Genomic DNA, 23618 nt, shown 5'->3' with positions numbered 1-23618 from the left:
ACTTTCTGGGAGGGTTGGATGCGAAAGACACCCGTGATCGCACTGGCATTGGGCTCCTCTGTGGCCCTGGCCGGCACCTACCTGGCCGTCGGGCGGGGCGTGGACCACCTGCTGGCGCGCCAGTCGCCCGCCGCACCCCTGGCGCTGGCCGCCGCGTTGGCGGCCTTGTCCGGACTGGCTGCATGGGCCGTCGTCCGCCTGACCACCGCCGCGCAGGCGCAGGTGGAGAGCCAGACCCGCCACGAGCTGCTGCGCCACCTGTTCTCCCTGGGCGTCACCCAGCGCACCCGGGAGCGTGCCGGGCGCCTGGTGAACACGGCCACCGACGGGGTGGAGCGCTACGCGGTCTACCGCACGATCTTCCTGGCCCCGCAGATCGCCTCCCTGCTCACCCCGCTCCTCGTGGTGGCGATCGTGGCGTTGGCAGTGGACTGGGTGAGCGCCGCGATCCTGGCCGTCTCCATCCCGATCGTCCCGCTCAGCATCACCCTGTTCCAGCGCGCCTTCAAGCCGGTCTCCAAGCGTTACCGGGCCTCCTCGCGCGCGCTGGCCGCCCAGGAGCTGGACGCCATCCAGGGCCTGTCCGCGTTGGTGCAGATGAACGCATCGGGCAAGATGGCAGCAACGCTGGCCGCCGCCGCGGAGGAGGTGCGCGTGCGCGTCATGCGCTACCTGGCGGGCAACCAGCTGGTGTTGTTCATCGTGGACGCCGTCTTCAGCCTGGGCATGATCACCGCCGCGACCGGCCTGGCGCTGTGGCGCTACCAGTCGGGCGCGATCACGGCCGGGCAGGCGTTGGCGCTGGTTTTGTTGAGCGCGATCATGCTGGACCCGCTGGACCGGATCGGCCAGTTCTTCTACCTGGGCATGGGCGGCATGGCGGCCGACCGCGAGATCAAGCGCATCCGCGCCGAGCAGCCCGCCTCCGCCGACTCCCCCGGCCTCACCGCCCCCACCACCGTGCCCTCCCCCGGCACCATCGAGGTGGACGACGTTGCCTTCAGCTGGGAAAAGGACGTGCCGGTTCTCCGCTCGGCCAGTCTGGAGGTCGGGGCCGGGCAGAGCGTCGTCCTCACTGGCGAATCGGGGGCGGGCAAGTCCACGCTCTCCGCCCTGCTGCAGGGCCACCGCCGCCCGGAGAGCGGCGCGATCCGCGTGGAGGGCCTGGACCTGCGGGAGGTTCCGCTGGATTGGCTGCGCTCGCGCCTGGCCGTGGTGGAGCAGACCACCTACCTGTTCTCCGGGACACTGCGGGAGAACCTGGCGCTGGCCCGCCCGGAGGCGAGCGACGAGGAGATGCTTTCCGCGCTGCGCACGGCCCGCCTGGGCGAGCTGCTGGAGCGCCTGCCCGCCGGCCTGGACACGGTGGTCGGCGAGCGCGGCCTGGCGCTGTCGGGCGGCGAGGCTCAGCGCCTGGCCGTGGCCCGCGCGCTGTTGAAGGACGCCCCGATCCTGCTGCTGGACGAGCCCACCGCCCACGTGGACCTGGCCAGCGAGGCCGACCTGCTGGCCGCCCTGGCCGAGGTTGGTAAGGGGCGCACCACCCTGACAATTTCCCACCGTGCCGCCACGATCGCTGCGGCGCAGCGCGTGGTGGAGCTGAAGGACGGAGCACTGCGATGAGCGCTCACCTGCACACCCCTGCCGCCGGGGCACCTGCCGCCGAGCGGGGCGGTACCCCACACTCCGGTCCCGTCGGCGGGGAGGCGGGGGCGGCAGCGTCGTCCGCGTTGCAGGCCCCGGCATACCTGTCGGTGTGGCAGCTCTCGCGGCGCCTGCTGCAGGTGGCGCGGCCGGTGATCGCACCGCTGGGGATCTCCATGCTGGCGCGACTGGCGCAGCTGCTGGTGGGGATCGCGATGTTCGGCCTGGCCGGCTGGCAGATCGCCGCGACCGCAGCGGGTGAGGCGGCGCTGTCGCTGCCCGCCACGCTGTGGTGGCTGGTCGGGCTGGCGTTGGCCAAGGCGCTGCTGCGCTACCTGGAACAGTTCGCCGGGCACTGGGTGGCCTTCCGTTCGCTGGCGCTGCTGCGCGGCTACTTCTTCACTTCGCTGGAGCCGCAGGCCCCGGCGCTGACGGAGGCGATGGATTCGGGAGACCTGCTCTCTCGCGTCACCAAGGACGTGGACCGGGTGGAGGTGTTCTTTGCGCACACCCTGGCGCCGCTGACCACGGCGGTGCTGGTGCCGGTGGCGGTGTTGACGCACCTGGGGATGAGCACGTCGTGGTGGGTCGCACTGGCGTTGGCGCCGTTCCTGGTGCTGGCCGGCGCGGTGGTGCCCGCCCTGGGTGGGCGCGCCAGCGAGGCCGCGGCGGTGCGGATCAGGCGGGCGCGCGGGGCGCTGTCCCACCAGGTCACCGACTCGGTGCAGGGCGTGCGCGAGGTCCTGGCCTTTGGCGCCCAACAGCGCCGTCTGGACCAGATGGCGAGCCACGAGGAGCAGATCGGCGCCGGGCTGCGCACGGCGGGCGGCTGGGTGGCGGCCCGGCGCGGCCTGAACCAGGCGCTGCTGGGCGGGGCCGTGGTGGCTATGACGGGCGTGGCCGGGCACCTGTGGCTGGCCGGCGAGCTCAGCGCGGGGCAGCTGGGCATGGCGGTCGGCGTGGCGCTGGCGGCATTCGCGCCCGTGCTGGCCGTGGAGGACTTCGCGGTGGACCTGGACCAGGCGTGGGCAAGCGCCCGGCGCATCTTCGAGGTCACCGACCGCGCCCCGCTGGTGGCGCAGCCCGACTCCCCGCTGGAGCTGGCCACCGGCGGCGCGGTTGACGGTGGCGGCTCGTCCGAGGGCGACGCCGCTGAGGGCGGCGGCGCTAACGGCGGCGCGGTGGGCACTGCTAAAGGCGGCGCGGTGGGCGTGCGCGTGCGCGGCGTGGACTTCACCCACCCCGCTCTGCGTGAGGCGCTTACCGCCCCCGCGCCCACCGGCAAGGGGGACGACGTTCCGCCCGCCGCCCCAAGCACCGGGCCCGGTGCCGCTCCGGCCGCCCAGCGACCCCAGGTGTTGCACGGCGTGGACCTGGACATCCCGGCGGGGAAGGTGACAGCGATCGTGGGGGCGTCGGGCTCGGGTAAGTCCACGCTCGCCTCCCTGCTGACGCGCACGTGGGACACGGATGCGGGCAGCGTGGAGCTGGTGGGCGCTAACGGGCAGGCGGTGGATGTGCGCCGCCTGGACCTGGCCCGCCTACGCGAGGTGGTGGCCTACGCCCCGCAGCGGCCGCACGTGTTCAACATGAGCGTGCGGGAAAACCTGCGCCTGGCCGCGCCGGGGGCGTCGGAGGAGGCGGTGGCGGCCGCGTGCAGCGCCGCAGCCCTGGACGAATGGCTGGCCACCGAGCCGGCCGGCCTGGACACCAAGGTGGGCGAGATGGGCGAGCGCGTCTCGGGCGGGCAGCGCCAGCGCTTGGCGCTGGCGCGGACCCTGCTGCGCGCCGCCCCGGTCACCGTGCTGGATGAGGCCACCAGCCAGCTCGATGCCGCCACGGAGGCGCGCGTGCTGGACGGGATCACCCGGGCCACCCGGGGCCGCACCCTGGTGGTGATCGCGCACCGGATCTCCACGGTGAGGTACGCCGACCAGATCGTGGTCATGGATCGCGGCCGCGTTGTCGAGGTGGGCCGGTGGGACGAGCTCATGGCGAAGCCGGACGGCGCCCTGGCGGCGCTGGCCGCGCGGGAGTCGGCCGCCACGGGCGCCTGACCCTGCCGCAAAGCAGAGGGGGCGGGCGGACACGTTGCGTGTCCGCCCGCCCTTTGCGTTGCCCCGCAGGCTTGCCTTCCCCGTCCGGCCAGCGCGGGCCCAGCTGCCCCTCCCGGGCGGGGCGGCCTTCCCGCCCCGCCCGGGTGCTTGCCTTACAGCGTGGTGAGCCTGATCTTGCGCCCCCAGGCGACGCTGGCGGCGACCAACACCGCCCCGACCAGCGGGGCGCCCCAGCGCGGCAGCTGCAGGAAGTCGCCCACCGAGGCCTGCCCGTACATGGGCACGAAGAACAGCACCACCACGGCCGCCAGCGCCAGCCAGGGGACGATGAGCGCCACCCCTGCGGTCCAGTGGAGCCTGACGAAGCCGATGCCGATCAGGCGCCCGGCCGCCGCTAGGGCCACGATGGCAAACACCATCGCCAGGCCGTGCCAGACGGGCTCTGCACTGTAGAGCTCGTACCCGGCCCGGGAGGCCCCGGGGAAGAGCATTCGCGCCACTGCGGGGAGGATGAAGACCAGCGGAACGACGACTGCCATAAGCGCCAGGTCCGCCGTCCAAGACGCTGCGATCTGGCGCAGCCTCGATGCCCCGCTAGTCGAGGCGACCGAAGGCACCGCGTACTCCAGGACGCCCATGACCAGCACGAAGCCCCACGCCACGGTCATCATCCCGAAAATCAGTAGCTCAGGGCTGGTGGGCTTGTAGCCGGCGATCAGCCTCACGGCGACGTTGATGGCAAAGTTCCCCACCACGATCACGGGGACCGTGAGAAGAAATCCCTTGCTCATCTTTAGGTTTGCCTTGGCCAGGTCCCAGAACCTGGGCGGTGCGGGCAAAGCCGGCACACCAGAACCAGCCGGACCGGCCGGAGCCCCCGGACGACCCTGGCCGCCGGGCGCCGCCGCAGCCGCCGAGGGGATCGAGTGGGTCAGTTTCGCAGCCATTTCAGTTCTCCTCCTGGATCAAGTGGACAAAGGCGTCCTGGAAGGGGACGGGGCTTATCTGCACGCCCTGGGCGGCGAGCCCAGCCAGCAGGGAGCGCTCCGGGTGGCAGTCCAACACCACTTCCCGGGTGGGCCCGAGTTCGCGGGAGCTGACCACCTTCCAGGCGTTTTCCCGCACTGCGGCCGACAGGACGTCGGCGGGGCCAACCAGCGCGGTCAGGCGGGAGCGCAGCTCCTCCGCAGGCCCGGCGGAGAGCAGCTTGCCTTCCTTGAGGATCACCACGTCCTCCACCAGGTTTTCCAGTTCGGAGACCAGGTGGGAGGAGACGATGATGGTGCGCTCGCCCTGCGCGGCGATCCTGGTGATCTCCTCGTAGAGGGCGTAGCGGTTGGGGACGTCCATGGTGGCCTGGACCTCGTCCAGCAGCACTACCGGCGCCCCGCTGGCCAGCGCGCCGGCGGCCACCAGCATGGTGGACTGGCCGCGCGAGTACTTGGTCACCTTGTCCTTCAGGGAGAGCCCGAAGCGGGACAGCAGGCGGTCGAACATTCCCTGGTCCCAGGTGGGACGGCAGGCGGCGTAGCCGGCGTAGTACCCCAGCATGCCGGTGGAGGTTTCCGCGATCTGGCCGGCGTATGCACACCATGCCAGGCGCGCGTCCACGTCTACCTCCCGCCCGTTCAGGGTGAACTGACCGCTGGTCTGCGGCAGGTAACCGGCCATCGACTTCATCAGGGTGGTCTTGCCCGAGCCGTTGGGGCCGATCAGCCCCGTAACTACGCCCGGCCGCAGGGCCACGTTCAGCCCGTCCAGGGCGGTCTTGCGCCCGTAGCGGTGGCTGAGGTTATTCAGGGTGAACATGTCATTCCTTCCCGGGGGTCGCCCAGCCGGAGAACTGGGTGGCAACGAACGTTTGGATTTCGGTGGCGCCGATCCCGAGCGCGCGGGCCTGCTCCAGGGCGGGGGCGAGCACGTCGGTGAAGTACGCGTTTCTGCCTTCCTCCCGCAGCTGGGCCGGGGCCCCTGCGGCGACGAACATGCCGATGCCGCGACGCTTTTCCAGCAGGCCCTCCTCGATTAGCTGGGCAAATGCCTTGGCGGCGGTGGCCGGGTTGATCCGGTAGGTGGTGGCGTATGCCGTGGTGGACATGACCTGGTCTCCTTCCCGCAGGGTGCCTGCCAGGATTTGCCTGCGCAGGTCGTCGGCTATCTGCACGTAGATCGGCGTGACGGAGTCGAACTGCATTCCCCCTCCTTCGCTCTCTCACCGGCCCCTCGCTTCGCCGGTTCATTACATGACTAATTAACCACCTAACCAATGGGGTTGTCAAGCGGTTGTGCGCACCTCCCGCCCGGCATTTCCTGCGCCCCCCATCCCCCACCTCGACGCCCGGGCGCACGCCCACAGCCCGCAAACCCGCCGGCCTGCAACGCGAGATCCACTCGCCCTCCACCACAAGCACCCAACGCCAACGAATGCAACGCGCAGCCGGGGCGGGCGAGCATGGACGCGACTGGGCCGACCCCGCCACCAGCACGGGGAGCCGGAGTGGGCGGACGCGGTGGAGGTTCCCGCGCACCCGCCCGGCGTGACGACGAGCGCCGAGACAACTGGGCTGCCCGCACCACCCGGGCTGGCGAGATGGCGCTTTCCTCGTGCGCACCCGGGGTGAGGACAGACGGCCCCGGACGCGCCCACTGTCCCCCAGGCTCGCAAATGCGACAACGGGGTACATCCGACCGACCGGTGCCATGGCACCAAGCGGTCGGATGTACCCCGGACTCGCTCTTGTACGCTCGGGGGCGGCGACCATCGGACACCCCCCAGGGAGCACCCTCCACAGGGCGACGCCTGCAAGAGAGCCCCACCGAAACACCCCACACGGCGCCACCCCACCGGAACACCCTCCACGCGACGCTCCCACAAGAGCACCCAGCAGGGACAGCCTCCACGGCGACCCGCCCAAACCAGCGACCCGGCGAGATTGGCGGGGCGACGGGAGGAACGTCGGCCACGAACCCCCAAAAACCACCCCTGAAAGAAATTGCAGTAATGTTGCAAGGGTGCGGTTCGCAAGCGGGCAAGGTAACACCAACCTGCCCCCAACGGCCCCCGCCATTGCGAGACAATGGGACCGGGCCGGCGCTTCGGCGCCACCGGGGACCCCACAGGCACCCGTTGAACCGCGCCCACTGACCAGTAAACGAACAGGGGAAGAACGTATGTCTCACAACCTGACCGAGACCCTGTCCTCGCAGGTGCGAGCCGGCTCCGGCCGCCCGCTACGCGCCTCGACCCTGATGGAGGTGTGGCAGGGCCTTTCTGCCACCGTCATCGACAAGATCGCTGATCGCTGGCACGCCACCGAGCGCACCTACGCCGCGGGCCGCCAGGAGCACTACTTCTCCGCCGAGTTCCTGATGGGCCGCGCCCTGCTGAACAACCTGTCCAACCTGGGCATGGTTGAGGAGGCCCGCGCCGCCCTGGACTCTTTTGGCCTGAACCTGTCTGAGGTGCTGGAGCAGGAGCCCGACGCGGCCCTCGGTAACGGCGGCCTGGGCCGCCTGGCCGCCTGCTTCCTGGACTCCTGCGCCACCCTGGACCTGCCCGTGACCGGTTACGGCATCCTGTACCGCTACGGCCTGTTCAAGCAGCTCTTCGACAACGGCTTCCAGACCGAGCACCCGGACCCGTGGATGGAGGAGGGCTACCCCTTCGTGGTCCGCCGCGAGGAGGCCCAGCGGATCGTCCACTACGCGGACCTGACCGTGCGCGCGATCCCCTACGACATGCCGATCACCGGCTACGGCACCAAGAACGTGGGCACCCTGCGCCTGTGGAAGGCCGAGCCGATGGAGGAGTTCGACTACGACGCCTTCAACTCCCAGCGCTTCACCGACGCGATCGTGGACCGCGAGCGCACCATGGACATCTCCCGCGTGCTCTACCCGAACGACACCACGTTCGAGGGCAAGGTGCTGCGCGTGCGCCAGCAGTACTTCTTCTGCTCGGCCTCGCTGCAGGCGATCGTGGACAACTACGTGGAGCAGCACGGCAAGGACCTGAGCGACTTCGCCAAGTACAACGCGATCCAGCTGAACGACACCCACCCGGTGCTGGCCATCCCGGAGCTCATGCGCCTGCTGATGGACGTGCACGGCCTGGGCTGGGACGAGGCGTGGAAGGTCGTCACCGCCACGTTCGCCTACACCAACCACACGGTGCTGGCGGAGGCGCTGGAGACCTGGGAGATGAGCATCTTCGACCGCCTGTTCCCGCGCATCGTGGAGATCGTGCGTGAGATCGACCGTCGCTTCCGCGAGGAGATGGCGGAGCGCGGCCTGGACCAGGGCACGATCGACTACATGGCCCCGATCCAGCACAACATGGTGCGCATGGCGTGGATCGCCTGCTACGCGTCCTACTCGATCAACGGTGTGGCGGCGCTGCACACGGAGATCATCAAGCGCGAGACGCTGGGCCACTGGCACGCGATCTGGCCGGAGCGGTTCAACAACAAGACCAACGGCGTCACCCCGCGCCGCTGGCTGAAGCAGTGCAACCCGCGCCTGGCCGAGCTGTTGGACGAGGTCACTGGCTCTGACGCCTGGGTGCGTGACCTGTCCACGCTCTCCCAGTTCACCGACGCCGGCACGGACTGGATCTACGACCGCCTGAACCAGATCAAGCACGCCAACAAGGTGGACTTCGCCGCGTGGGTGGCCGCCCGCGAGGGTATCGAGATTGACCCGGACGCGATCTTTGACGTCCAGATCAAGCGCCTGCACGAGTACAAGCGCCAGTTGCTGAACGCCCTGTACGTGCTGGACCTGTACTTCCGTCTGAAGGAGAACCCGAAGCTGGACGTGCCGGCTCGCGTGTTCATCTTCGGCGCGAAGGCGGCCCCGGGCTACATCCGCGCCAAGGCGATCATCAAGCTGATCAACGCGATCGGCGAGCTGGTGAACAACGACGCGGACATCAAGGGCCGCATCAAGGTGGTCTTTGTCCACAACTACAACGTTTCCCCGGCGGAGCACATCATCCCGGCTGCGGATATCTCTGAGCAGATTTCCACCGCCGGTAAGGAGGCCTCCGGTACCTCCAACATGAAGTTCATGATGAACGGCGCGCTCACCCTGGGCACGCTGGACGGCGCGAACGTGGAGATTCTGGACGCGGTGGGCCCGGAGAACGCCTACATCTTTGGCGCCACTGAGGACGAGTTGCCGGAGCTGAAGCGCAACTACGACCCGCGTTGGCACTACGAGAACGTGCCGGGCCTGCGCCGCGTGCTGGACGCGCTCACTGATGGCACGCTGGACGACTCCGGCTCGGGCTGGTTCCACGACGTGCGCCACTCCCTGCTGGAGGGTGGCTACGAGCCGGCCGATGTCTACTACGTGCTGGGTGACTTCGCGGCCTACCGCGAGGCGAAGGACCGCATGGCCGAGGACTACGCCGACCAGCGCGCCTGGGCCGCCAAGGCGTGGGTGAACATCACTCGCTCTGGCCGCTTCTCCTCCGACCGCACGATCAGCGACTACGCGCGCGAGGTGTGGAAGCTGGACGCCACCCCGATCGACTGATTTGGGGTTGATCGCGGGGCGGGCTGCCGATTGGTGGCCCGCCCCGCTTCGTTTTTGCGTGGCCGACGTTGCCGCAGCGCCGCCCGGATTTTGCGGCCACCCATGTACGACGTCGCCGCCGCGCCGCCGCGATGAGGCTGCCCGCCGCGAGACCGGCCGTACAGTGCCCGACCGAACCGTGCCGACCACACCGTGCCGGCCACGCCGCGCCGGCCGCCGCGACGGCGCGCCGCAGTGTGCGGGGCGGCGAGTGGGGCGTCGTCCACTTGGAAGGCTTGACACCACCCACCAAACGTGTCACTGTATTAGTGTATTAATACAGCAAGGCAGAAGGGAGCGGCGGTGCAACTAGACGACAACCGCCCCATCTGGATCCAGCTGGTGGACAGCTACCGCCAGCGCATCGCCACCGGCACCTGGCCAGCCGGGGCAAAGATCCCCTCCGTCCGCGAACTGGCCCTCGAGGGCGGGGTGAACCCCAACACCGTCCAACGCGCGCTGGCGGAACTGGACCGCGCCGGCCTGACCCGGTCGGAGCGCACCACCGGCCGCTTCGTCACGGCCGACGCCTCCACCGGCCCCGCCACGCGCACCACCCTCGCCACCGAGGCAACGGACGCCCACATTCGCACGCTGCGCCAACTGGGCGTGGACCTCACCGAGGCCACCGCCCTGCTGGCCGCACGCTGGCAAGCCAAGGAATGAACCGATGACAACGCAATCCCCACCGCTTAGCACGACCGTCGCACGGGCAGTGGACGACGCCCCGCCCGCCGCCCTCATCGACGTCTCCCACCTCTCCAAGCACTACCGCAAGGTGGTCGGGCTCGACGACGCCAGCCTGACGCTGGGTCCGGGGCAGATCGTCGGGCTGCTGGGGCCCAACGGCTGCGGCAAGACCACCCTTTTGAAGATCCTGGCCGGGGTGCTCTCCGACTACTCGGGCCGCGCCACCGTGGCCGGGCTGGCACCGCACAGCCCGCAGGCCAAGGCCCGCGTGGCCTTCCTACCCTCGGCGCAGTTCCTGGACCCGCGCCTAACCCCCACCAAGGCCATCGAGCTGTTCGCGCGCTTCTTCCCGGACTTCGACGCCGCCAAGGCGGCGCGGACCATCGAGTTCTTTGGGCTGCCCTTTGACCGCCCGCTGAAGCAGATGTCCAAGGGGATGGCGGAGAAGGTGCAGATCGCACTCATCATGGCGCGGCGCGCCCGCGTCTACCTGCTGGACGAGCCCATCAGCGGGGTAGACCCGGCGGCGCGCGAGGTCATCATGCAGGGCATCCTGCGGGACTTTGACCAGGACGCGCTCATGGTGATCTCCACCCACCTGATGCAGGACGTGGAGCCGATCATCGACACCGCCGTGTTCATGCGCGACGGCAAGGTCACCCGCGTGGGCAACGTGGACGACCTGCGCGCCGAGCACGGCCTGTCCCTAGACGCACTGTTCAAGAAGGAGTACCGGCCATGATCGCCAAGGTTTTTGCGCAGGAGGCGCGCGAGCACGGGCGCACGCTGCTCATCAAGTGGGCCTTCGGCTACGGCCTGAGCGCTCTGTTCCTGGCAGGTAGCTTCCTGCCCGTCCCGCTCATCTCCGCCCTGACCAAGGGGGCCGTGTTCGGTGCCCTCATCGCGTTGCCGCTCGTGGTCATCGTGATCATGACCGCCGCCTACTGGCGCTCCATGTACGGCGAGCGCGGCTACTTCACCCACTCCCTGCCCGTGCGGGGCCGCGACCTGTTCTGGGGTAAGGCGCTCTTCATGCTGGCCGCCACCAGCGCCACCGCCCTCCTGACCGCGCTGGCCGGGGCGGGGGCCCTGCTCACCGTCAGGGCCCAGCAGATGGGGGTGGAGAGGGCGCTGGAGAACGCGCGCCAAGCCCTGCACGTGGTCGGGCCGCGCGGCGCCCTGCTCGCAGTGGTGATCACCCTGGCCTGGCTGTTTGCCAACAGCGTCGCCATCCCCGCCATGCTCAGCGTGGGCGCCCAGGCCCGCTGGAACGCCTGGGGGTTCGCGGTGCCGGCCGCCCTGCTGGTGGCCTACTACCTGGTCAACCAGATCCTGCTGCTCGCGGTCACCTTCCTGGTGCCGATCGGGGTGAACACCACCACCGGCGAGCTGACCTACACGTGGATGCTGGAGGATGTGGTGGCAAACCTCGCGCACGGCTCCCCCGTCAGCCAGGTGGGGATGGCCGGCATCGTCACGGTCCCGCTGCTGGCGCTGGGCGCGGCGGCATGGGCCGTGCGGGTCATCTCCACCCGCACCTCCCTGCGGTAGGCTGGGCGCCTCGGGAGGAAATGCGGCGGGGGCGGCAGGCTTGCGAGCCGGCCGCCCCCGCCCGCTGCGCTAGGCGTGCCGGGCCTGCTCCGACTCCGAATCCACGATCCGGGCGGTCTCGATCTGGAAGGTGGAGTGCTCGATGGAGACGTCGAAGTGCTCGGCCACGCACCGCCTGACCGCCACCAGCATGTCCACGGCGTGGCCGTCGTGGAAGCACTCCTCCTCCACCACGATGTGGGCGCTCAGCGTGGGCAGCCCCGTGGCGACGGTGCTGGCGTGAACGTCGTGCACGTCCACCACGTGGGGAAGGGCGCGGATGTGCCCACGCACCTCCTCCAGGTCCAGGCCGGGCGGGGTGAACTCCATCAGCACCGCAGTGGTCTCCCGCATCAGCACGAAGGCGCGCGGCACTATCAGGCCGGCGATGAAGAGTCCCGCGATGGAGTCGGCCTGGGAGAAACCGGTCGTGGCGATCACGATGGCCGCGGTAATCACGCCGGCCGAACCCAGCGCGTCGTTCAACACCTCCAGGAACGCGGCGCGCATGTTGAAGTTCGCGCCGCGCCGCGCGGAGAGGACCGCCATCGCCGTCAGGTTGGCCACCAGGCCCAGCACACCGAATACCAGCAGCTCGGTGGAGGGCACCTCCGCCGGCTTGAACAGGCGCTGCACGCCCTCCACGGCCGTGTAGACGCCCACCGCCAGCAGCAGCGTGGACTGCGCCAGCGCCGCCAGCACCTCGATACGGCGATAGCCCCAGGTATGCCGGTCTGTGGGCGGGCGCAGGGCCAGCTTGCCCGCTATCAGGGCCACCAGCAGCCCGGAGGCGTCCACGGCGGCGTGCGCCGTGTCCGTCAGCAGCGCCAGGCTCCCGGTCACCAGCGCCCCGATCAGCTGCGCCACCACGATCGCGCCGGTGATCCCGAACGCCCAGGCCAGGCGCACCCGGTTGGCGCGGGAGGTCGCGTCAGCGGCGTGGGAGTGGGCGTGGGAGTGGGCGTGGGCGCCGGCCTGCGCGCGGTCCCGGGGTTCGTTTTGAGCGCTGTCCTTCTGGTTGGCCATCTGCACCCTCCCTCTCGTCTCCGGCGCCGCTCACGTTTGGCGAGGTCAAGCCCCTTTCCTGCAGCTGCTCGCTGCACTCGCGCGGGGCGGCTGCCGGTGGGGACGGGCTTTGCGAGGAACCCTACTCCCGGGTTTAAGACTGCGGGTCAGATGCACGGCCGCAGCGCCGGCCAAGAGAAGTGCCCCCGAGACGATTCGAACGTCCGACACCCGCTTTAGGAGAGCGGTGCTCTATCCACTGAGCTACGAGGGCCCACCCCGGCGCCCGGGGGCACCAAGGAAGTACCCCGGTAGCGTACCGGGAAAGCGGGGGTGCGGGAAACTCCCGCACCCCCGCGTCCATCACACCCGTCCTAGCGCCGACTCCAGCGGCCCGTGTACGACGGCTCGCCTTCCTTCTTCTTGTTCGGCCCCGGCACCACCATGACCGGGCAGGTGGTGTGGTTCAGCAGCGCCTGGCTGGTGGAGCCCAGCAGGAGCCCGGCAAAGCCGCCCCGCCCACGGGTACCGACCACCACCAGGTCCACGGCGGTGGAGAACTCGGCCAGCAGGGCGGCCGGGTTGCCGTCCAGGGCGTGGCGCCGCACGTTCACGTCCCGCCCGCCCAGCACGCTCTCGATGGTGGCGTCCAGGCCGGCGCGAGCGTCGGCCACCACCGTCTCGCGGTCCACGGAGGTCGGGATCCAGGACAGCGTGCCCATCCCGGTGGTCATGGGCACGGCCGCCACGGCGGTCAGCTCGGCGTTCCACAGCATCGCTTCGTCGATCGCCAGGGAGAGGGCGCGGGCGGCAACGTCGGACCCATCCACGCCCACCACGATGCGGCGGATCGGCGTGAACTCGCTGCCGGACTCGTGGCGCGGCACCACCACGACGGGACAGTGGGCGTGCGCGGGCACGGCGGAGGAAACCGCGCCCAGCAGCCGGTCGGCGAACCCGCCGCCACCGCGCGTGCCGACCACCACCAGCCAGGCGTGCTTGGAGCGATCCACCAGCACACCGGCCGGGTCGCCCGTCTCCAGGTCAGCCTCCGCCTCGATCCCGGCGTCGCGTACGCGCGCCATCGCCTCGTCGATGACGGCCCGCGCACCGGACTCGATCGCGGCGTCGTCGGCGATCGCGAACCCGCCGTCCAGGGAGGCTGCGGTGAATGAGGGCAACGAATAGGCACACACGAGCCGGAGCGGCGCCTCGTGCGCCTTGGCGACGTCGATGGCCCACTGGAGCGCATCCTTGCTCTCCACCGAGCCGTCAACCCCTACGACGATTTCCTTGCTCACCATTGCCGCCTCCTTGCGCTTGGGTCACCTCAATTGTGCCCTACAACACAGTTTCGCGGGTGGTGGTTTAGCGGTTAAGTGTGGCGCCACGCGTCGGCGCACAGCAAAGCGGGGCCGCAGCTCGATGCTGCGACCCCGCTTCTGCCTCACGCGCTAGCTCAGCCCACGCGCACGAACCACGGAGAGCCGTAGATGGAGGCGATCTCCACGCTGCGACCGAAGTCGGGGGCGTGAATGATCATGCCGTCACCCAGGTAGATCGCCACGTGACCACCCCAGGCCACGATGTCGCCCGGCTGCGCCTCGGCGTAGGAGACGATGGTGCCGGCGCCGCCCTGGCCATAAGAGGTGCGCGGCAGGCCAATGCCGGCCTGGGCGTAGACGTACTGCACGAAGCCGGAGCAGTCGAAGCCGTTCGGGTCGGAGCCGCCCCACACGTAGGGCACGCCCAGGTAGCGCTGGGCGATCTCGACGATGGAGCCGGCGGCGGCGTTGACGGCGGGAGCCTGGTAGGTGGTCTCCTGCGCAACTTCCTCGGCGACCTCGGGCGCCTCCTCGGGCGCCTCCTCGGCCTGCACCTCCTCGCGCTCAGAGTCACGGGAGGCAGCCTCCTCGACGGGGGCCTCGACGACCGGGGCCGCAGCGGCCTCGACGACGGCGTCGTCCAGGGAGAAGGCGGCGTCCGGGGCGACGGTCACCGTGGGGTTGGTGGCCAGCGCACGGCGCGCGTCGCGGGTCAGGGCGGAAAAGTCAACGGGCTGAACGTCAGCCGGAGCGGCGAAGGCCGGGACGGAGGACAGCGAAAGCGCGAGTCCACCGGAGGCGACCACAGCGAGGGTGGCGCGGCCCGACTTGGCGGCCTGCTGAGCCAGCGGGGTGAAGACCGTGGCGGGACGGCAGGCGGCGCGGTGACGCGCCTTCCGGGTCTGCGAAGTCATATGAGTACCTCTCCTTTGCGCTTGCGAGGTGAGCTGTCGGGTTCGGGCCGAGGAATCGCCCGGGGCAGCTAGCTACCCTTCACCCCAAGGTCCGCTTGCGCGAACCGATTTGGTTCCCCCGCTCCTGCCGTTTGCGGTCTCTGAGCTAGTCACGCGAAGGCGGCAGGACTAGACGCCCTTCGCGCGGCGGCCGGACTTGAGGATGTCCAACCACGAGGAAAACGCTAACCCACCCCGCTTTGTTACGGGAATGTAACAGCCCACTTTGGGGTGCACCTCACATTTCCCGTGACCGTTTCGTGACAATTCCGCGACGCGGGGCCACCGCCCCCTGTCTCACATCGTGGACGACGCTCCTCCGGCCGCCCCGATCACACGCCCTTCGCGGCCCGCGCCACCGGGCGCACGCCCAACACGGCGGGAAAACGGGCGGGTGGCCCGTCGCGTTAGCGCGACGGGCCACCCGCCCCAGCCTTCCGGGCCAGCCCGGCCCTTCGGGCCGGCCCCAACCTCAGGATCCGGCTCAGCCGTCCAGGGATTCGGCGAACACGTGCTTGGCCAGCGTCGAGTTCAGGGTGACCTGACCGTTGAGGCCTCCCACGATCACCCCGCCGTGGCGCTCGCCCATCAGGGTGACGTCGGTACCGGGCAGGATGCCGGCGGCCAGGAACTCGCGCAGCAGTCCGGGCTCGGCCTGCACGGGCTCGCCCAGGCGGGCCAGGCGCACGCGCACCCGCTCACCGGCGATCTCAAGGGCGTCGGGCAGCGCCACCAGCGGAGCGGACTCGTGGCCGGGCAGCGGGTTGCCGTAGGGGTCGGTCAGGGGGTTCTTCAACAGCACGTCTAGGCGGGCGCGCACATGGTCGCTCATGACGTGCTCCCAGCGGCAGGCCTCGTCGTGGACCAGCTCCCAGGGCATCCCGATGACGTCGAGCAGCAGACGCTCGGCCACGCGGTGCTTGAGCATGACCTCGCGGGCAACCTCGCGGCCCCGGTCGGTGAGCTGGATGCGCCGGTCGCCGGCCACGACCAGCAGGCCGTCGCGTTCCATGCGCGCCACGGTCTGGGAGACGGTGGGGCCGGAGTGCCCCAGGCGCTCGACGATCCGGGCGCGCAGCGGCGGGACGCCGTCCTCCTCCATCTCGTAGATGGTCTTGAGGTACATCTCTGTGGTGTCGATCAGATCGCTCATCGTGTCAGTTCCTCGCTGGCCAGGTGCTTTGGTGTCCTTTCTACCCTTGGTTTGGTGCCGATAGTGCGACTTACTCGACGCGGCGCGCCCTGTTGGCGGGCATTGGTGAGGTGAAAGAATTGCGCCATGGTTGACTTCGCTGCCCGTGACATCAAGATTCCCGCCAATCTGCTGCCTTCCGACGGCCGTTTCGGGGCCGGCCCGTCCAGGATCCCGGCCGCGCACGTGGCGGAAATTGCTTCCTGCAACTTGATGGGAACTTCCCACCGGCAGGCCCCGGTGCGCGCCTTGGTGCGCGAGATTCGGGAAGGGTTGGCTGACTTATTGCGCATTCCTGCCGGCTACGAGGTGGTGCTGGGTAACGGCGGCGCCTCGGCTTTCTGGGCGCTGGCCACGGTCGGCCTGGTGCGCAACCACGCCGCCCACGCGGTCTTTGGCGAGTTTGGTGCCAAGTTCGCTAAGGAGACGGACCGGGCCCCGTTCCTTGCCCCCTCGACGGTGTTCAGGGCGGAGCCAGGCCAGCTGGCGGTGGTGGAGGCCGTAGAGGGCGCCGACGCCTACTGCTGGCCGCAGAACGAGACCTCTACGGGCGTGATCTCCCCGGTTGCCCCGGTGGCGGGCGCGGCCCCGGAGGCGTTGACGATCGTGGACGCCACTTCTAGCGCCGGCGCGGTGGAGGTGGATTTCGCGGGGATCGACGTCTACTACTTCTCCCCCCAGAAGGCCTTTGCCTCCGACGGCGGCCTGTGGATCGCCGTGATGTCTCCGCGCGCTGTTGCTCGTGTGGAGGAGCTGGCTGGGGCGGGCCGGTGGGTGCCGGACTTCTTGTCCCTGCCGATCGCCCTGGACAATTCCCGCAAGGATCAGACCTTCAACACCCCGGCGCTTGCCACCCTGATCCTGCTGCGCGCCCAGGTGCGCGAGCTGCTTGCCTCGGGCGGCCTGTCTGCCAGCGCGGCGCGTGCCGCCGCCGCCTCCGGGCACATCTACACCTGGGCGCAGGAGCGTGCCTTCGCTTCCCCGTTCGTGGAGCGCCCGGAGTGGCGTTCCCCCGTGGTGGCGACGATCGATTTCGAGGGCGTGGACGCCACCGACATCCAGGCCGCCCTGCGCGCCAACGGCGTTCTGGACGTGTTCCCGTACCGCTCGCTGGGACGCAACCAGTTGCGCGTGGCTACCTTCCCGGCCGCTTCGGTGGACGACGCTGCCGCCCTCACCGCCTCGATCGATTACGTGGTGGAGGCGCTGGCCTGATCGGGCCTCCGCTGCCCGGTCGGCACGCACGCCGCAGCGACCAAGTGCCCCGGGCAGCAGGCACGCCGCAGCGACCAAGAGCCCGGGCAGCACGCACGCTCCTGCTGCACGCCCCGGGCAGCAGGCGTCCCTGATTACGCTGCGGGGCACATGGCCGTGGCGGCGCTGCCACTAAGGCAATGGGCGGCGTCGTTTTGCCCCCGAGCGCACAAGAGTGCGGTCGGGGTACATTCGACCGCTCGGGGGCGTGGCACCGAGCGGTCGAATGTACCCCGTTGCAACATTTGCGGCGTGAACGCGGTGGTCTTGGCCGTCACCCGGGCCCGGCCATCGGGCGAGGCAACGGCGCGGTCATCGGGCCGCTCACCGGCGCGCTCGATCCGGCCATCCCCATCGACGGGACGCAAGGCTTTCCCGCGCGGAGGTCTACGGGCACCGCCGGGGCGCGTCCGCGCCGCGATAGCCCACCCGCGCCGCACCGCCTCACCGAGTAAACGGAAGCGGGGGCGCTGCCGCCAGGCAGCGCCCCCGCTCCTTTGCTCCCGGGAAGCCTTAGGCCCCGGGCCCTTGGATCAGACGTTCAGCAGGTCGCGGATCGGGCCAAGGGTGAAGTAGATCAGGAAAATGAAGGAGATCAGCCACATGAGCGGGTGGATCTTCTTCACGGCACCCTGGGCGATGCGGATGACCACGTAGGTGACGAAGCCGGCACCGATACCCACGGTGATGGAGTAGGTGAACGGCATCAGGATGATGGTGAGGAAGGCCGGGATGGCGATCTCGAGCTTCTTCCAGTCGATCTCAACGACCTGGGTCATCATCAGGTAACCGACGATCACCAGGGCCGGGGTGGCGGCCTCGTAGGGCACCATCTCCACGACCGGGGCGATGAACATGGACAGCAGGAACAGCACACCGGTGACCACGGAGGCCAGACCGGTGCGGGCACCGTCGCCAACGCCGGAGGCGGACTCGATGTAGGAGGTGTTGGAGGAGACACCACCCATACCACCGGCGGCGGCGGCCAGGGAGTCAACCACCAGGATCTGGCGGGTGCGCGGTGGGTTGCCGTCCTTGTCCAGCAGGTTGCCCTCGGCACCGATGGCGACCATGGTGCCCATGGTGTCGAAGAAGTCGGCCAGCATGAGGGTGAAGACGGTCAGAACAACGGCCACCACGCCGATCTTCTCGAAGGAGCCAAGCAGGGAGAACTGGCCCAGGGTGGACAGGTCGGGCACCTGCACCGGGGAGCCGTTCAGGCTGGGCACGGCCAGGCCCCAACCGCCGGGGTTGGTGCCGTCCACGCCCTTGGGGCCAACGTGGTAGATGCGCTCGACGGCGATGGCCAGGGCGGTGGCCACGGCGATACCGATCAGCATGGCGCCACGAACCTTGCGGACCATGAGCACGATGATGAGGAACAGGCCGACCACGAACACGACGGCCGGCCAGCCGCGCAGGGAGCCGCCGATACCGAACTGGACCACGGGGATGGACTGGCGCACGATGCCGGCGTCGACGAGGCCGATGAACGCGATGAACAGGCCGATACCGACGGAGATGGCGACCTTCAGCTGGGCCGGGACGGCCTTGAACACGGCCTCGCGGAAGCCGGTCAGCACCAGGACCAGGATGATGACACCCTCCAGGACCACCAGGCCCATGGCGTCGGCCCAGGTCATGTTCGGCATCGTGGTGATGCCGTAGGCGACCATGGCGTTGATGCCCAGACCCGCAGCCAGGGCCAGCGGGAAGTTGGCGACCACACCCATGAGGATGGTCATGATGCCCGCGATGAGGGCGGTGCCGGCCGCGATGGCGGGGATGTTGGCGGACTCGCCGCCACCCAGGAAGCCGCCGGAGGCGTCCGGGCCGGACAGGATGATCGGGTTGAGGATGAGGATGTAGCTCATCGCGAAGAACGTGACCAGGCCGCCGCGGATTTCCTGCGGGATGGTGGAGCCACGCTCAGAGATGCGGAAGAAGGAGTCGAGGACGCCAGCGAGGCCGGCCTTGGTGGTGGCGCGCGACTCTCGCGCCTGCTTGGTGTTGCTCACCCGGTAATTCTTCCACCCGCATTCAGGTTATTCCCAGGCCGGGCCGCCATTCGTGGGCAGATTCACGCGGGCACGGTGGCGGGACGACGCTGCCGCCGCGCCGCCCGGATTAGCCACGCCCTTCGGTGCCGACCGGGCTCACCGCTGGAGCTCGACCACCTCGATGTCGGACTCGTTGACGCGCGTGGGGGTGAGGGGCCATTCCTCTTCCTGCGCGGGGGCCTTGATCTGGGAGTGCTGCCCGCAGCCGTGGTCCAGGGCCACGGCGCTGCCGTCGTCGCTAGCCCACTCGTTGGCGCACACGCCGAACACGCTGCCCACGGCGCCCTCCATGGGGAGCAGGAAGCCGCAGGTGCCGCAGGAGGGCACGCCGCGCGGCCGGCCGCTCGGGCCCTTGTCGGAGTCGTACCAGCGCTGCGCGGCCTGCGCCCGCCCCTCGGGGGACAGGACGCGGTGGCGTCCCAGCGTCTCCTCCATCCCTTCGGGCACGTCCAGCGCAACGTCGTCCAGCGCAGCACGCTCCGCCTCGGTGTCTACTAGCTCAAGGCGAGCGTCGTCCACCGCAGGCGGCATGATGTCGCTGCGGCCAAGGTCGCCGGGGCGCAGGCGGTCCTTCCACGGCACCCACTCGGGGGCAAGCAGGGCGCCCTCACCGGGGGCCAGGCTGACCTCGCAGACGGTGGCGCGGCGCGAGCGGGGCGCGCGGGCCAGGCTCACCGCCCAGTTCCAGCCGGCGTATCCGGGCTTGAGGCAGGTAAAGAGGTGCGTCACCAGCCGTTCGCCCTCGGCGCGCACCCCGGCGGCCTCCCCCACTTCGTCGGGGGAGGCGATTTCCAGGGCGGCGGCGCGCGCTACGTCAACGGCGCTCGCCAGGTTTGCATCGGGTCGACTGGTAGTTGCCACGCGTCAGACCTTAGTCAAAGTCGGCGGCCACCGCGCGCAGCACGGAGGCGATCTTGCGGGAGTTGTCCGGGTAGCGGCCGGCCTGCAGGGAGGTGGCGGCGTCGTCCAGGACCTTGATGAGGGTCTCGATGCGCTCGGCCATCTCCGCCGGGGCCAGGCGGCGCGAGCGCTTGGGGGCCTCCAGGATGGTCAGGGAGAGCACCTGGGGGCCGCGCCGGCCCTCGGCGATCGAGTATTCGATGCGCGTGCCCGGGGCGATGTCGTCCACGCCGGCCGGCAGCGCGGTGGCGTGCAGGAACGCCTCGCGGCCCTCGTCGTCGGCCACAAAGCCAAAGCCCTTGTCCGTAAAGAAGCGCTTTACCTTGCCGGTAGGCATCGATTTTCCCTTTCTTTTCCCAATCTTGCCGGGCCCAACCCGGAAAATTACAGGGTCACCCAGCATAGCCCGTGCCCCACCCGATGGGCCAGGCGGGGGCCGGGCCGTTTGCGTCACTTCCCCGGCGGGACGTGCGCAGAACCACAGGGCAGGCCGGCCGCCCCACCCCGGACCGTGGCGGCCGGGAATCCGCGCCGTTCAACGCGTGGGCCCACTGCCCGCCTTGTGAAATCCATTCCCTCCCGCGAGGGGTGGGGCTTACAGTAATCACATGGCTTTTACGTATTTATTAGTCGATGGTGAAAACATCGACGCTACTTTGGGTTTAAGTGTTCTGGGGCGCAGGCCCGAACCGGCTGAGCGTCCCCGCTGGGACCGCGTGCGCGCCTTCGTGGACGAGGACTGCGCGGGTGCCCCGAAGGTCAGCGTGGATGAGGACGGCGAGGAGGAGGCTCCCACGCTGCGCTCCACGCGCTCTGCGGCGCTGTTCTTCCTGAACGCCTCCAACGGCTCCCTGCCGATGAACTTTGTGCAGGCGCTGCTGGCGATGGACTACCGCCCGATCCCCCTTTCCGGCGTGGGCCCGGAGAAGGTGGTGGACATCGGTATCCAGCGCACCTTGAACGCGATCGCTGACCTGCCCGAGGGCGATGTGATCCTGGCCAGCCACGACGGCGACTTCATCCCGCAGCTGGAGCGCCTGCTGGGCCAGGGCCGCAAGGTGAGCGTGATCTGCTTCCGCGAGTACCTGAACTCGCACCTGGCGGCGCTGCAGGACCGTGGCCTGAAGGTCTACGACATCGAGCACGACATCCACGCCTTCCGCGAGCCGCTGCCGCGCGTTCGCATCATCCCGCTGGCGGAGTTCGACCCGCTGCAGTTCATCTAGCGGTTCTTGCTGGGTGGCCCGGTGCGCGTTGCGTGCCGGGCCGCTCGCTTAGCATTGGCGGGTGCCCTCCCTCCCGCCGTCCCCAAGTGCTGACGATTCCACCGACCAGTTCAGGTTGGACGACGCTGTGCCCTACCGCAGCGACCAGGAGCCGCTCTTTGATTTGCCGCCCGGGGTAGTGCCGCAGCCTCCGGCTCGCGTGGTCTTGCTGGCCGGCCCGTCCGGGTGCGGCAAGACGTCCATGACTAGGCGGCTGGGCCTGCCGGTGGTGAACCTGGATGAGTTCTACAAGGACGACACGGCGCCGGGCCTGCCGATGTTGAGCGGGTCGCTGGTGGACTGGGACTCGCCGGAGGCGTGGAACACCGAGGAGGCGCTGGCGGCCCTGGTGGAGCTGGCCTTCCACGGCAGCTGCGAGCTGCCGGTGTATTCGATCCCCCTCAACCGCCGCACGGGGTTTGCGCAGATGTCCCTGGGTGAGCACCGCGTGTTCATCGCGGAGGGCGTGTTTGCCTCCCACATGGTTTCTCACGCCCGCAAGGCCGGGATCCTGGCCGACGCTATCTGCATCAAGCGGCCGCGCTGGAAGAATTTCTGGTTCCGCCTGCTGCGGGACGTGGCCGAGGGCCGCAAGTCGCTGCCAGTGATTTTGCGGCGCGGCTTCAGGCTGCTGCGGCTGGAGCCCTCCTTCATTCGCGCCTGGATGGCCGACGGCTGTGAGCCGATGGATGTGCCGCAGGCCGAGGCGCGCATTAGGCAGCACGCCACCCACCCCGCAGGCGGCTAGGCACCAGGGCGGCCGCTCCTCGATTCGCTGAGACTTGTCCAAACCTCACGAGACTTGTCCTTAGCGGGGCCGCTAAGGACAAGGCCCGGCGCGGTTTGACAAGTTTCGGCGGGGCGGCCGGAAGGCGCGGCGTCGTCCCACGGGCAAGGCGCAATGCGGCCGCGCTCAAGGCCGGTACCACGACACCGGATTGGTCAGGGCCAATCACGCCCGCTGCCGGCGGAATGAGGGGCAAAATGGGCGCGAGGAGGCCGCCATGACCCTGCAGAAGCTGAACACCCCCGAGTCCACCCCGGTGACCAACCAGACCATCAGTGTCCAGATGAATCACCGCACCATCCGGGCCTTTACCGGGCAAAAGCTCACGCCGCAGGAGGTGCGCACCCTGCTAGAGGTGGCCCGCCACACTGCCAGCGCGGCGTTCCTGCAGCAGTGCACCGTCATCCACGTGGTGGACCCGGAGGTGCGCGCCGAGCTGCACGGCGCCTCCGGCCAGCCGTACGTGGGCGGGGACAAGGGCGAGCTGTTCGTGTTCGTGGTGGACCTCTACCGCAACTCGCGTATCCGCGCCGAGGCGGGGCTGGGCAACGAGCCGCTGGCCCGCATGAACCTGTTCCTGGAGGCGGTGGAAGACACGACGCTGGCGGCACAGAACATGGTGGTGGCCGCCGAGTCCATGGGGCTGGGCACCTGCTACCTGGGCTCCATCAACGCCGACCCGCGCCGCGCGATCGCCGCCCTGGGCCTGCCCAAGCTGACCTATCCCCTGTTCGGGCTGCTGGTGGGCCACCGCGCCCAGGAGCCGCAGTTCAAACCGCGCCTGCCGCTGGAGGTGATGAGCGGGGTGGACTCCTACCCGTTCGTGGACTCCTACGCCGAGGCGCTGGCGGAGTACGACGCCGTGATCCAGGAGTACTACGAGCTGCGCGAGGGCGGCGGGCGCCTGGACTCCTTCACCAACCAGATCCGGGTCAAGCCGGGGCGCGGCCCTGCCGAGGCCTCCCCGATGCTGGAGATCCTGCACGAGCAGGGCCTGGCGCTGCTCTAGGACCCGGGCGGGCGGCTCGGGCGTTTGCGAGGCTCGACGTTTGAGCCTTCAACTCGACGTTGCCCGCCGAATCTCGACGTTCGCACCCCGGCAAACGTCGAGATTCAGACCAGTTCGTCGAGACTCAAAGGCAAACGTCGAGATTCACTGCCCGGGCCCAGCCCGCTGCGCAGCCTAGTCACCGGGACCACCAAGCCGCCGGGCCGCCATGACCCGGGGCCTCTCCCCCGGGGCCTCTCCCCCGGGGGTCACCGGGGTGCCGTGTCACCGGACCGCTACGAACCGTGGCCCGAAAGCCAAGCGGGGTGGG

Annotated in this window: 20 protein-coding genes, 1 tRNA gene and 1 riboswitch; of the genes, 10 read left to right on the top strand and 11 right to left on the bottom strand. The window is 69.6% G+C overall.

All coding sequences use genetic code 11. The annotated features are described in order from the left end of the window. Positions 1-18 precede the first annotated feature (18 nt). Together ABYF38_RS06245 and ABYF38_RS06240 are read left to right on the top strand one after the other, a co-directional pair. The gene (locus ABYF38_RS06245; RefSeq protein WP_371151532.1) at positions 19-1623 is read left to right on the top strand and encodes an ABC transporter ATP-binding protein/permease; all 1605 of its coding nucleotides are present in this window, start codon (positions 19-21) and stop codon (positions 1621-1623) included. After that, positions 1620-3701, top strand: coding sequence for an amino acid ABC transporter ATP-binding/permease protein (locus tag ABYF38_RS06240; protein WP_371151531.1), 2082 nt, complete (start codon positions 1620-1622; stop codon positions 3699-3701). Before ABYF38_RS06245 ends, ABYF38_RS06240 begins: the two co-directional genes overlap by 4 nt. Before the next feature lie 152 nt (positions 3702-3853). Here ABYF38_RS06240 and ABYF38_RS06235 read toward each other — a convergent pair whose 3' ends face one another. From ABYF38_RS06235 to ABYF38_RS06225, 3 genes are read right to left on the bottom strand one after another with little or no spacing between them, the layout of a single operon-like run. Then, positions 3854-4648 carry a hypothetical protein gene (locus tag ABYF38_RS06235; RefSeq protein WP_371151530.1) on the bottom strand — a complete coding sequence of 265 codons (795 nt, stop codon included), beginning with the start codon at positions 4646-4648 and terminating at the stop codon, positions 3854-3856. A 1-nt stretch (position 4649) separates the two neighbouring features. Further along, positions 4650-5510: an ATP-binding cassette domain-containing protein gene (locus ABYF38_RS06230; protein ID WP_371151529.1), complete on the bottom strand. Its 861-nt coding sequence runs from the start codon at positions 5508-5510 to the stop codon at positions 4650-4652. A 1-nt stretch (position 5511) separates the two neighbouring features. Continuing rightward, positions 5512-5895 carry a GntR family transcriptional regulator gene (locus ABYF38_RS06225; RefSeq protein WP_371151528.1) on the bottom strand — a complete coding sequence of 128 codons (384 nt, stop codon included), beginning with the start codon at positions 5893-5895 and terminating at the stop codon, positions 5512-5514. A 977-nt stretch (positions 5896-6872) separates the two neighbouring features. Between ABYF38_RS06225 and ABYF38_RS06220 the strand changes: the two genes are divergently transcribed. From ABYF38_RS06220 to ABYF38_RS06205, 4 genes are all read left to right on the top strand, one after another. Beyond that, on the top strand, positions 6873-9239 hold the full coding sequence (locus tag ABYF38_RS06220) for a glycogen/starch/alpha-glucan phosphorylase (RefSeq protein ID WP_371151527.1): 2367 nt from the start codon (positions 6873-6875) through the stop codon (positions 9237-9239). A 342-nt stretch (positions 9240-9581) separates the two neighbouring features. Continuing rightward, positions 9582-9944, top strand: a complete 363-nt coding sequence (locus tag ABYF38_RS06215; protein WP_371151526.1) for a GntR family transcriptional regulator — start codon at positions 9582-9584, stop codon at positions 9942-9944. Positions 9945-9948: 4 nt separating this feature from the next. Further along, positions 9949-10710 carry an ABC transporter ATP-binding protein gene (locus tag ABYF38_RS06210; RefSeq protein WP_371151525.1) on the top strand — a complete coding sequence of 254 codons (762 nt, stop codon included), beginning with the start codon at positions 9949-9951 and terminating at the stop codon, positions 10708-10710. Beyond that, positions 10707-11519, top strand: coding sequence for a hypothetical protein (locus tag ABYF38_RS06205; protein ID WP_371151524.1), 813 nt, complete (start codon positions 10707-10709; stop codon positions 11517-11519). The genes ABYF38_RS06210 and ABYF38_RS06205 overlap by 4 nt, the downstream gene beginning before the upstream one ends. 69 nt (positions 11520-11588) lie before the next feature. Here ABYF38_RS06205 and ABYF38_RS06200 read toward each other — a convergent pair whose 3' ends face one another. The 5 genes from ABYF38_RS06200 to ABYF38_RS06180 form a co-directional block, all read right to left on the bottom strand. After that, positions 11589-12584 carry a cation diffusion facilitator family transporter gene (locus tag ABYF38_RS06200; RefSeq protein ID WP_371151523.1) on the bottom strand — a complete coding sequence of 332 codons (996 nt, stop codon included), beginning with the start codon at positions 12582-12584 and terminating at the stop codon, positions 11589-11591. Between the two features lie 180 nt (positions 12585-12764). Then, positions 12765-12837 (bottom strand) — tRNA-Arg (locus ABYF38_RS06195). Between the two features lie 100 nt (positions 12838-12937). Further along, positions 12938-13867, bottom strand: a complete 930-nt coding sequence (locus ABYF38_RS06190) for a universal stress protein (RefSeq protein WP_371151522.1) — start codon at positions 13865-13867, stop codon at positions 12938-12940. Positions 13868-14022: 155 nt separating this feature from the next. Further along, positions 14023-14802, bottom strand: a complete 780-nt coding sequence (locus tag ABYF38_RS06185; RefSeq protein WP_371151521.1) for a C40 family peptidase — start codon at positions 14800-14802, stop codon at positions 14023-14025. Positions 14803-14805: 3 nt separating this feature from the next. Further along, positions 14806-14959, bottom strand: a riboswitch (cyclic di-AMP (ydaO/yuaA leader). 366 nt (positions 14960-15325) lie between these two features. Next, positions 15326-15994, bottom strand: a complete 669-nt coding sequence (locus ABYF38_RS06180) for a metal-dependent transcriptional regulator (protein WP_371151520.1) — start codon at positions 15992-15994, stop codon at positions 15326-15328. 126 nt (positions 15995-16120) lie between these two features. Here ABYF38_RS06180 and serC point away from each other — a divergent pair, with 126 nt between their 5' ends. After that, positions 16121-17248 carry a phosphoserine transaminase gene (gene serC, locus ABYF38_RS06175; RefSeq protein WP_371151519.1) on the top strand — a complete coding sequence of 376 codons (1128 nt, stop codon included), beginning with the start codon at positions 16121-16123 and terminating at the stop codon, positions 17246-17248. Positions 17249-17820: 572 nt separating this feature from the next. On the opposite strand, the gene ABYF38_RS06170 is transcribed toward serC, so the two are convergent. From ABYF38_RS06170 to ABYF38_RS06160, 3 genes are all read right to left on the bottom strand, one after another. Further along, positions 17821-19305, bottom strand: a complete 1485-nt coding sequence (locus ABYF38_RS06170) for an NCS2 family permease (RefSeq protein ID WP_371151518.1) — start codon at positions 19303-19305, stop codon at positions 17821-17823. A 138-nt stretch (positions 19306-19443) separates the two neighbouring features. Then, the gene (locus tag ABYF38_RS06165; protein ID WP_371151517.1) at positions 19444-20208 is read right to left on the bottom strand and encodes a DUF3027 domain-containing protein; all 765 of its coding nucleotides are present in this window, start codon (positions 20206-20208) and stop codon (positions 19444-19446) included. Positions 20209-20218: 10 nt separating this feature from the next. Then, positions 20219-20584 carry a cold-shock protein gene (locus ABYF38_RS06160; protein WP_371151516.1) on the bottom strand — a complete coding sequence of 122 codons (366 nt, stop codon included), beginning with the start codon at positions 20582-20584 and terminating at the stop codon, positions 20219-20221. A gap of 271 nt (positions 20585-20855) precedes the next feature. Here ABYF38_RS06160 and ABYF38_RS06155 point away from each other — a divergent pair, with 271 nt between their 5' ends. From ABYF38_RS06155 to ABYF38_RS06145, 3 genes are all read left to right on the top strand, one after another. Then, complete coding sequence (locus ABYF38_RS06155; protein WP_371151515.1) at positions 20856-21473, top strand: nuclease; 618 nt, start codon at positions 20856-20858, stop codon at positions 21471-21473. 61 nt (positions 21474-21534) lie between these two features. Continuing rightward, complete coding sequence (locus ABYF38_RS06150) at positions 21535-22260, top strand: ATP-binding protein (RefSeq protein ID WP_371151514.1); 726 nt, start codon at positions 21535-21537, stop codon at positions 22258-22260. Between the two features lie 256 nt (positions 22261-22516). Beyond that, the gene (locus ABYF38_RS06145; protein WP_371151513.1) at positions 22517-23308 is read left to right on the top strand and encodes an NADPH-dependent oxidoreductase; all 792 of its coding nucleotides are present in this window, start codon (positions 22517-22519) and stop codon (positions 23306-23308) included. The last annotated feature ends 310 nt before the right edge of the window (positions 23309-23618 follow it).

The sequence above is a fragment of the Buchananella sp. 14KM1171 genome (assembly GCF_041380365.1).
GTDB classification, from domain to species: domain Bacteria; phylum Actinomycetota; class Actinomycetes; order Actinomycetales; family Actinomycetaceae; genus Buchananella; species Buchananella felis.
This window is presented reverse-complemented; position numbering and strand designations above follow the sequence as displayed.